The sequence below is a fragment of the Microcystis sp. M113S1 genome (assembly GCF_020246945.1).
In the GTDB taxonomy this organism is placed as follows: domain Bacteria; phylum Cyanobacteriota; class Cyanobacteriia; order Cyanobacteriales; family Microcystaceae; genus Microcystis.
Window position 1 is genome coordinate 1 of the sequence record NZ_JADBSA010000212.1, and the last position, 8,935, is coordinate 8,935.

The following is an 8,935-nucleotide window of genomic DNA, read 5'->3' on the forward strand; positions in this document are numbered from 1 at the left end:
ATTCTTGGGCTGCCCATTTCTCCATTTTTTTGCTTACCTCCACCTTAATTCCTTCTTTCAAAACTATACCTATCAATCGTTTCCCCTTTTTTTAAGTTTCTTCTCTTTTTGTTAAGAAAGATCTGACTAATGGATAGCTTAATAAGGGGGGCATCTGATAATTTTTAACGCCTACCTACTTAACATGGAACTGTAAACATATTACTAATGCTCAAATTCAGCCTCGTAGGTTGGGTGAAACGAAACAATACTGGCTCGAAAATGGCTCAGTTATGAGAAATTTGCACGGTGAATAGATAACTTTATGAGAAAATGGAAAGGTAATGCAATCCTCCAAGCCAGATGACTATAGCAGAGCTATTTCCTACTTTGAGAAATCTGCCTCGTGCAGACAAGTTGAAGGTGATGCAATTTCTGATCGCAGAACTAAGTAAGGACGAGGAGCCAAGCCTACAGCCAGGAGCAACATATTTACTCTCGTCGCCGCTTAATTCACACGCAGCGGCGCAGCAACTTGCTCAACTGCTAGATTCCGAGCAAGCAACGCACAATGGGTAATGCCCAACGATTTAACTTTACCGAAGGATTCGATGGGTTTGGTGTCCCCGATGCCTTGCCTCAACTACCTATATCTCTGACATACCAAGATAGAGCCGTAGAGTTTTCAGCTGAATTTCCCATGACATTGACAACTGAGGATACTCAAGACAATCAACAACAGATACTCACTGAGTTACGAGAATTAAAAAAGGAAGTTGAGCAATTTAACCAAAAATTCGATAACTATCAAAAAGCTACACAATGGGTAGTTCAGTTAGCATTTAGCTTAATTGCAGCCGCTACTGTAACTGTGATTGTCTCAACCGTGCTAGGTAAATAGCGCCGAAATATTACATTATTCCGAGGACGATCAGTTAGTTTTAATCGAGATTCTAGATTTTGGTTGTTCTCTATCGGAAGATGCTAGACAAGAACTTGCAAAATCCATATCTTCTCGTGCATCGATTCAAATATAGTTATCGATTAATGTCCATCTCACAACAATTTCAATTATGAAAGGTATTCAGTATATTGTCGATGAAACAGGAGAAAAAACAGCAGTTGTTAATGAGTTTTATCAAAATTTACTCGATCGCGCTCCCGCAAACGAAGACTGGTTAAATCGATCGCCTTTTCGAGAAAAATTAGATCAAGCTCTGGCATGGAATGCTAATCATCCACCGCAGTTATCATATCTAGAATCCCTAGAGAGCAAACTCGAAAATAATGAGTAAGGTTTTACTTGATCTGAACAACCCGATTTTTGAGCGAGATTTATTCAATTTATCCAAAAGTGAAGCATCATCCGCTCTGAAAACTTTCAGGAAAATTTCTCAATTAACTTGGGAGCAGTTATATCAAGATCAAGGATTAAAATTGATTGTTTGACGGAAATTATCGAGAAAATCACCCTAAAGAATCTAGTTTTGCCAGTAATTCCAGACCCCGATCAGAGTTGCCAGTAGCAGCGATCGCTTGAAAGCGAGTATAAGCGTCGTTGTCAGCGAGGGCGATCATCGATAATTCCTCGATCAGTTTATTGATACTGATGCCCCGGCTGCGCGCGATTTCTTTGAGTCGAGCGTGTTTGTCGTCGGGAATTCGGATTGTGAGAGTAACCATAGATTAACTCCGGATTAGGTTTTCTGGTTTGAGGATCGATAGTTCGGGAAAAAGTAATTCGGTATTGTGAAAATCTCTGATGTTATTGGTGACGATAATTCCAGCACTACCAGCGATCGCTAACTCGATCAGATGGTTATCGGCCTCATCCTTTAGATTGGGTCGCCACAAATAATAAATATAAACCCACTCGCAGACGGCGATAAAGGCGGCGTGTAATTCTCGCAGCTCTTGTTCGTTCAGGGGACATTTAGCTTTGATTTCCTCGCGCTCGATCACCGATTCGTATTCGGTAAATAGTGCGTTTCCCATCAAAGGACGGTAATCACCTTGCAAACACCGTCGGATAACTTCTCTCGCAGGCCCCCTCGATCCGATTAAGGCACTGACGAAAACGCTCGTATCGACCACGATTTTAGGTTTCATTCGATCATGATAGCATCTACCCCATCTCCTGTGAGAGCGATCGAACGTATTCTTCTCAACGAGGCCACCTTAAATAAACAAACAACGTTCGGTGATATTTATGAAATTAAAGGACTTTTACAAGGGGTGAACGGGATAAACTTACGAGTCTCTACCTATTGGATTATCGACTCACTTACGAAAGAAACAAGATTTGTGACTTTATTACCAGATTAAAAGAGTTAGACTATGAAATTTGATATGTTTTCCGAAGTTCAATTAACCGAAGATTTGCCAGAATCTAATTTGTCTCGTGGCACTCACGCGATTATCGTGGATTATTGTCCTCGACCCGAAGGCCAAGAGGATGGCTATGTTTTAGAAGTGTTAAATAATCAGGGAAAATCCTATACAGTTATCGCTGTAGAAGCTTCCAAGATTGAATCGATTCAAAATCTTAAACAGGATGAATTTCAAATTATATAATTCTGTTATTCTTCGCTGTGATTTCCTAGAAAACTGAGGTTCAAGAAGCGTAACCCACCATCCTTTTTTTTGTGTATGTCCCCAGGGATGACGACTGTTTTCAGTTTGTTACTCTCAAGCGCCAATGAAATATTTCCCGTCCGCTCTTTGGTGAAAGTTGAATAAGTTAAAATCAAAGAGAATATCCCTATCGCTACAATCTCAACTATCGATGAATCTCCTGAAAGATAGTAAAAAAATTCGTTTTGTTGACCTTTTTTGTGGTTTAGGAGGGTTTCGAGTCGCGATTGCACAAGTTTGTCGCCAACAAAACTTAGCATCTGATTGTATTTTTTCCTGTGATATAGATAAAGATGATCGGGCAATTTATCACGCTAATTTTGGCGACCAACCCCAGGGAGATATTACCGAAATTGCTGCCTTAGATATTCCCAATCATGATATTTTAATGGCAGTATTTCCTTGTCAACCTTTTAGTATTTGTGGCAATTTAAAGGGATTTGAAGATACCAGAGGCACGCTATTTTTTGAGATTGCTCGCATTTTAAAAGCCAAACAACCCGCAGCATTTATTCTGGAAAATGTCAAGCAATTACAAGGACATCAACAGGGAAAAACCTGAGAAGTTATTCTCGATACTTTGCAAGATTTAGTATTACTATACCGATTATCGGGTTTTGAATGCGCTTAATTTTGGCCTACCGCAAAAAACGGAATCCATCAGGCCATTGGGTTTGAGCATTATAAATAATATCCGTGAGGATGGTATTTTGGAGATTAGCCAGACGCAAATCGGCGCTGCTTAAATCCGCTTGTTGCAAATTGGTTCCTAACAAACTAGCTTGACGGAGAATTGCACCGCTAAGATTGCATTGGCTAAGATTGGCAGTGCCGAGGTTGGCCCCACTAAGGTTAGCTTGACTAAAGTTCGCTTTTGCCGCTTGCACAGACCACAAAATCGCCTTGCTTAAATTGGCACCCCGGAAGTTAACTGATTCTAGATTGGCATAGCTAAAGTCAAATTGACTGAGATTCAGACCAGATAAATCCAAACCTTGTAAATTTTCACCGTTTAAGCCGATCTTTAAGCCAGCATTGATCGCGCTCTCCAGTTGTTGACGGGTGACGCTAGACATTGTGTAGCAAGGAAAAAGTAAAAAAGCCTGTCAAGACGAGCAAGATGCCCGTCTTGACATGATTAAAACTGGATTAGATCGCAGTTAACCAAACAAGGGTACAGTAACCCAATAACGTTTACGATAACCATTGCCAAAGTTAACTTCGATCGCTTTGCGGGCGATCAAAATCGCCTCATCGCCGTCAATATCGTAGCCAATCTCGGTGGAATTGGGTACAGTGGTGAATTCTAGAGGCATTCCACCGCCACCGCGAGCAGACAGGGAAGCCAATTGTCGGCTAAACTCTGCCGCTAGTAACTGCTCATAGTTGCTAGGTTCGGGTGCTAAGACAGGAGCGATATCACCCCGGGGAGGTGGCGCACTGGCAGAGCGTACAGGACGACTACTTAACTGTTCGAGCGAGCGGACTGATGAATGCACATCGGTGACAGTACCATCGTTATCCAGGGCAATTCGCACCGTACCCGCCCCCGGGGTAATCACCGGGACACCATTAATCAACTGTCGGAATTGGACAATCACACCAGTAGTAAACGGTCCGTCCAATTGTCCCGAACCGTTAGCCGTACCGCCGGCTTCGGAAGATAAGATAATTCGATCGAACACCACTGGGACTTCTTGGTCAAGACCGTAACGCCAGACGGCCTCCTGGGCTAAGGTTTGGGCGCTGTCCATAGCCAAGGGGTTGTAATTATAACGGTTAGGAGTTGCCAAACGAACATCAATTGACCCATCACTACCGTAGGCGATGCTTTGTTCCCCCGTCACCAGGCGATAGGAGCCATTTCTGGTACTAGCAACTTCTGAGGGGATTTCCAGGTCAAGACCAAATCGTGCGGCTAGGCTGCGGGCAGCCGGTCGAGTAGCGTCTAGGGGTTGCAAACGACCGACGAGGAGATGCTGGGGTAAGACCAATTGTGGTTGGCTACTGCGAGCCACATTGTACCATCGCCACCAATACCAAGCATGACTGACCCGTTCGCGAGAAAAATAGCGTTCATTAAAGAGACGATTTTTCGCCTCATCGGCACTGGCACCACAGGCCACCACCGAGGGGGCCTGGTCGTGGGCAATGCGCCAACTAGCATCTAACCAAGCGGTACTTAAAGACTTATTCTTGTTCCATTCTTCCCAGAAAAATTTGCCGTAATTGGGATTATCCCAACTAACAGTTTCATAGCCGAAGAGCATTCGCCAACCGCGATTACTACGATCCCAAGTCCGAATCGGGTTGTGACCACCCAGAACCCGCAGGGAAAGACAGGTAGACAGAAAAATGTATCTGACCCGCTCGTTAGCCCAAACTAACTTATCACTGCTAGAGACGATCGTACAACCTTCGTTACCCCACGGTTTGCTCATCGGTAGATAAAACACGCCATTGGCATCCATCCCGCCATGACCAGAGTGATAGAAGGCCATGACCGCATCTACCCCGTAGGTATCTTGCCAATCATCGTAGGGTTCGTAGTAAAGCCAGGGTTGTACGCCACAATCCTGATACCAAAAGTTTAAGGGGGTAAACTTTTTCACATAGTCTAACCAGCCTTGGGCATCTTCATGGGTATAGCGCAGGGTGCCAAAGGAGCAACCACAGCCCACTTCAATACTACAGCCGCCATAGAGATTCGCTCCGCCACGCAGGCCATCTTTGCTATCCTGACCGAGGGGGTTTTCGGCAAAGAGAGGAACGGAGGGAATTTCTGGTGTTTCGGACTCAGGAAGGTTAGCTGCGGGGGGAATTTGAGTCGGTTGTGTTAATGTCATGGTATTTTCCTCGTTAAATCTTGAAAAAGTTTTAAAAAACGTAAATTTCCTGAATCACGTTGTTTTCCAGACGCAGATTGACGGGAAATTTTCTTTCCTTAGCGGCGGACAGCAGGGCAAGCATCCCCAAGAAAACACTGTCACTCTCGGGGGCAATCTTGCGCCAGCCGAGGCCGTCCACATAGGCGGCCGCATTGCGTTCTTGGTTAATCATCCACAAACCGGTAATCTGCTTTTTCTCTAGCCAAGCACTGCCGGGGACAGTGAAGGTCATCGTGGCACCAACCGCAGAAATCTGGGCGATTTTTAAGCCAGAGTTGCTACCATCCCACCATTTACTGCTCGGACTGGTGCTATCGGAAAACTCGGTTTTATAGGGGGATCGAAATAGGTCGGCGTTATCACCGCCATTGGCATCTTTCTCCAAATCGAAGCGATTATCGGCCTGTTCTAAGGAACATTCGTAGTGTTGGCTAGGAGTCATCTGTTCCTCCTCGTTACCATTCTTCTGTTCGTCCACGTGCCAGATGGCTAGGCCCGCATCAGGGAGGAATGTATCCCGGCCAGTTTTCTGCCGGTTTTCGATGAGGAAATACTCGTTAGCGTTCTTACTGTAGAGGTAAAACTCATTCTTGGCCGCAGGAAGACTGGCGGTAAGACCTGGAGTTATCGCTGTCACTTTGCTGGCCCAACCGGCTTCATTTTTGAGGTAGGCACAGACTTGCACGGGATTTTTATCATTGCCTCCGTAACACATCAGACAATAATTACCCACTCCTGCCGATTGACCGCCATAATCGTAGAGATCGGGAAAATCGCAGATCATGTGACCATTTTCATGACAGAAGGTACGCAAGGTCAGTTCACTACCCATATTGGTGATTTGGTAGTCGTATAACTTCTTGCCCCCCCCGACATCGTAGGGTGAAGCTAAACTCCAGGAATGAGGCCATAGTCCTTCGGCCCAATTGTTGACCCGCGGTCCGACATAGAAGACATTTAAGGCATAAATTAAACCGTTACTATCACTACTCAGCTGACTAAAGTTAAAGCCTTGGGATTTCAAATAATTGAGGGCTTCTAGAATCAGTTCTCGGGTGCGAGTACCATAGGCGATCGCTGGATCGGTATAATAGGATCGATTATGGGCGGCGGTGTAATATTGGGTGACAACATTGGTATAGGTTAATTTTCCCTGGGAATTGTCGTAGAAATAATCCCGTACTGACCCTTTATTGCCAAATCCGGCGTAACCAGGTAGGTTACAGAAGTTGCTGACTTCCTGTTGGGAAATGCTGGCGGCAACGTCGGGAAACTTAATCAAGATACATAATCCCAGATAGTTGCCCACAGTTACTGTTGAAGCTGGTCTGGCATCAGCACTGGTCGTCGCACTGATTCCCTGCAGCTGAGTTTTTTTTTGCTGACGACGGACTTGCCATTGACTGAACCCGTCCTGTAGCATCGGTGCGCTCTGAGCTTGTTGTTTGGCACTCTCGGTCTGGATGCGTAGATGGGGCTGGATGCCGAGGCTTTGGGGTGCTATTTGGCCGACTATCCCATCGGTCGCTATCAGTTGGCTGTTGTCTTCGGAAAGCTGGGCGTAGGTGTAAAAACCATTGTCGGGGTTTTTGACCACGGTATAGCCATCTAGGGTTTCAAAAACAGCATAATACTGGTTTCCCGATCCCCTGACCCTGATAGTGCTGCCGTCGGGATTGGTGAAGGTAAATTCCTCATTCACAAAGGGTGTAGGCATAGATTTGATTCTCCTTGCCAAAGAAATTTTGGCTTTCTCGATAAGAAGCTCTGTTCAAGAACTCAGTACAGGACAATGCACAATTTCAATAATCATCAAATTTTTCTGCGGTGACAATACGATGATCCGCGTAGGGAATTATGAAGATATCGCAGCAATCTGCCCTTTCAGTAGCCCCAACTTTTCGAGGGCAACTATAACCGCTGCCGTCCGAGTTTGTACCCCTAGTTTCTCGTGAATATGTTCTAGATGTTTTCGCACGGTTCCTTCGCTACATCCGATCACTTTTGCTATGGCGGCATTACTTTTATCTTGGGCAATCCAAAATAGCACTTCTGCTTCCCTTTTAGTCAGTCCCAACAATTCTAAGGCCGCAATCGAAAAAGAGGGCAGTTCTTGTTCTTCTAAGAGTAGGAGAAACTGTTCCCCGATCAGAGTGGGAATCAGAAAAATGATTAACTGTCGTCCCTCTTGTTCTAGGCGTAAGGGTGAACAGGAAAAGGCTTGGTCATCCTTGGCAAGGAGTCGGGCAATCGGATGTTTAAACCACTTTTGCAAGGGTTCTGGTAAGGTGTTCGGGGTATGAGAGAGGGAATACTGGTACAGCAATTGTTCAGATCTTTCTGTAAGCATTTGCACGCTTCCAGCTATATCCATGACTATTAAACCTATCTGCTGGCAAAATTGGGGTAATCGTGGCTTTATTGATTTTATTTGATTATATTTGTCTTTATTGTTTTCTGGCTCTCTCTGTGGGCTAGATAGCAAAGCTGCGACACAACGATCGCAACTTACCGAGAGCTTTGGCATCAATCCCATAAATTTCTCCACTATTCAAATAATTATCACAAAATCCGTCTTTCTGCCCTGGTGGTGACGCTCTTATCTCAAGGCCTAGTGCTTGCTCAGAATATCTGTACTTTTAGAAAGCAGCAAATAGGCAACAGAAAATTAGGAAACAAACAAGAAAATATCTATGTCATCAACATCGATCGCAGTGACATAATTCCTTAAAACAGCCCCCTGTTAACGATAATTTCCTTTCATAAAACGCCAATTCAAGTCTGAATTACATCACTGTCTGATCTACCTTCATAGAATACCTCATTCGGGTTACGATAGTCAAGACATTTTCGAGTAAGATTGTTAATCAAGTTTACGGCAAACTTGGCTAAAAATACCTCTAAAGTTCGATTTATTCTTTGACGTAGCTGTGCTATAAGGCGATAAATTATCCCCATTAATTTAGGATATTATCGAGCTCTTGCTAGGGATATGATCGATGAATTTACTTAAAGATAAGCAGAAAATTCGTTTTGTTGACCTTTTTTGTGGTTTAGGAGGGTTTCGAGTCGCAATTGAACAAGTTTGTCGCCAACAACACTTAGAATCTGATTGTGTTTTTTCCTGTGATATAGATAAAGACGCTCAGGCAATTTATCACGCTAATTTTGGCGACGAACCCCAGGGAGATATTACCGAAATCGCTGCCCTAGATATTGCCAATCATGATATTTTAATGGCAGGATTTCCCTGTCAACTCTTTAGTATTTGTGGCAATTTAAAGGGATTTGAAGATACCAGAGGCACGCTATTTTTTGAGATTGCCCGTATTTTAAAAGCCAAACAACCCGCAGCATTTATTCTGGAAAATGTCAAGCAATTACAAGGACATCAACAGGGAAAAACCTTAGAAGTTATTCTCGATACTCTGCAA

The 8,935-nt window shown here is 44.1% G+C and carries 10 protein-coding genes and 4 pseudogenes; 7 read left to right on the forward strand and 7 right to left on the reverse strand.

Features of this window, described 5'->3' with window-relative positions:
• The first annotated feature begins 550 nt into the window (after positions 1-550).
• From IM319_RS10745 to IM319_RS10750, 3 genes and pseudogenes are all read left to right on the forward strand, one after another.
• Complete coding sequence (locus tag IM319_RS10745) at positions 551-880, forward strand: hypothetical protein (protein WP_287735577.1); 330 nt, start codon at positions 551-553, stop codon at positions 878-880.
• A gap of 7 nt (positions 881-887) precedes the next feature.
• Positions 888-1,016, forward strand: a pseudogene (locus tag IM319_RS22490) (DUF2283 domain-containing protein); the annotation flags it as partial.
• 36 nt (positions 1,017-1,052) lie between these two features.
• On the forward strand, positions 1,053-1,274 hold the full coding sequence (locus IM319_RS10750; protein WP_287735578.1) for a hypothetical protein: 222 nt from the start codon (positions 1,053-1,055) through the stop codon (positions 1,272-1,274).
• 172 nt (positions 1,275-1,446) lie between these two features.
• Here IM319_RS10750 and IM319_RS10755 read toward each other — a convergent pair whose 3' ends face one another.
• Complete coding sequence (locus IM319_RS10755) at positions 1,447-1,662, reverse strand: toxin-antitoxin system HicB family antitoxin (protein WP_287735579.1); 216 nt, start codon at positions 1,660-1,662, stop codon at positions 1,447-1,449.
• A gap of 3 nt (positions 1,663-1,665) precedes the next feature.
• On the reverse strand, positions 1,666-2,088 hold the full coding sequence (locus tag IM319_RS10760) for a putative toxin-antitoxin system toxin component, PIN family (RefSeq protein WP_287735580.1): 423 nt from the start codon (positions 2,086-2,088) through the stop codon (positions 1,666-1,668).
• Positions 2,089-2,127: 39 nt separating this feature from the next.
• Here IM319_RS10760 and IM319_RS10765 point away from each other — a divergent pair.
• From IM319_RS10765 to dcm (IM319_RS10775), 3 genes and pseudogenes are all read left to right on the forward strand, one after another.
• Positions 2,128-2,304 (forward strand): annotated as a pseudogene (locus IM319_RS10765) (DUF6883 domain-containing protein); the annotation flags it as partial.
• A gap of 12 nt (positions 2,305-2,316) precedes the next feature.
• On the forward strand, positions 2,317-2,553 hold the full coding sequence (locus IM319_RS10770; protein WP_079205867.1) for a DUF4926 domain-containing protein: 237 nt from the start codon (positions 2,317-2,319) through the stop codon (positions 2,551-2,553).
• 211 nt (positions 2,554-2,764) lie between these two features.
• Positions 2,765-3,287 (forward strand): annotated as a pseudogene (dcm, locus tag IM319_RS10775) (DNA (cytosine-5-)-methyltransferase); the annotation flags it as partial.
• Here the strand turns inward: dcm (IM319_RS10775) and IM319_RS10780 are convergent.
• The 5 genes and pseudogenes from IM319_RS10780 to IM319_RS10800 all read right to left on the reverse strand — a co-directional run.
• Positions 3,252-3,689 carry a pentapeptide repeat-containing protein gene (locus IM319_RS10780; protein ID WP_287672605.1) on the reverse strand — a complete coding sequence of 146 codons (438 nt, stop codon included), beginning with the start codon at positions 3,687-3,689 and terminating at the stop codon, positions 3,252-3,254. The pseudogene dcm (IM319_RS10775) and the gene IM319_RS10780 overlap by 36 nt on opposite strands.
• A gap of 84 nt (positions 3,690-3,773) precedes the next feature.
• Positions 3,774-5,459 carry a DUF6345 domain-containing protein gene (locus IM319_RS10785; RefSeq protein WP_287735582.1) on the reverse strand — a complete coding sequence of 562 codons (1,686 nt, stop codon included), beginning with the start codon at positions 5,457-5,459 and terminating at the stop codon, positions 3,774-3,776.
• Between the two features lie 31 nt (positions 5,460-5,490).
• Positions 5,491-7,218, reverse strand: a complete 1,728-nt coding sequence (locus tag IM319_RS10790; RefSeq protein WP_287735583.1) for a M6 family metalloprotease domain-containing protein — start codon at positions 7,216-7,218, stop codon at positions 5,491-5,493.
• Between the two features lie 138 nt (positions 7,219-7,356).
• Positions 7,357-7,851, reverse strand: a complete 495-nt coding sequence (locus IM319_RS10795) for a response regulator transcription factor (protein ID WP_286825119.1) — start codon at positions 7,849-7,851, stop codon at positions 7,357-7,359.
• Between the two features lie 425 nt (positions 7,852-8,276).
• Positions 8,277-8,387: pseudogene (locus IM319_RS10800) on the reverse strand (IS30 family transposase); the annotation flags it as partial.
• Positions 8,388-8,500: 113 nt separating this feature from the next.
• On the opposite strand from IM319_RS10800, the gene dcm (IM319_RS10805) reads away from it, so the two are divergent.
• On the forward strand, positions 8,501-8,935 hold a 435-nt coding region (gene dcm / locus IM319_RS10805), incomplete at its 3' end, for a DNA (cytosine-5-)-methyltransferase (RefSeq protein WP_287735584.1).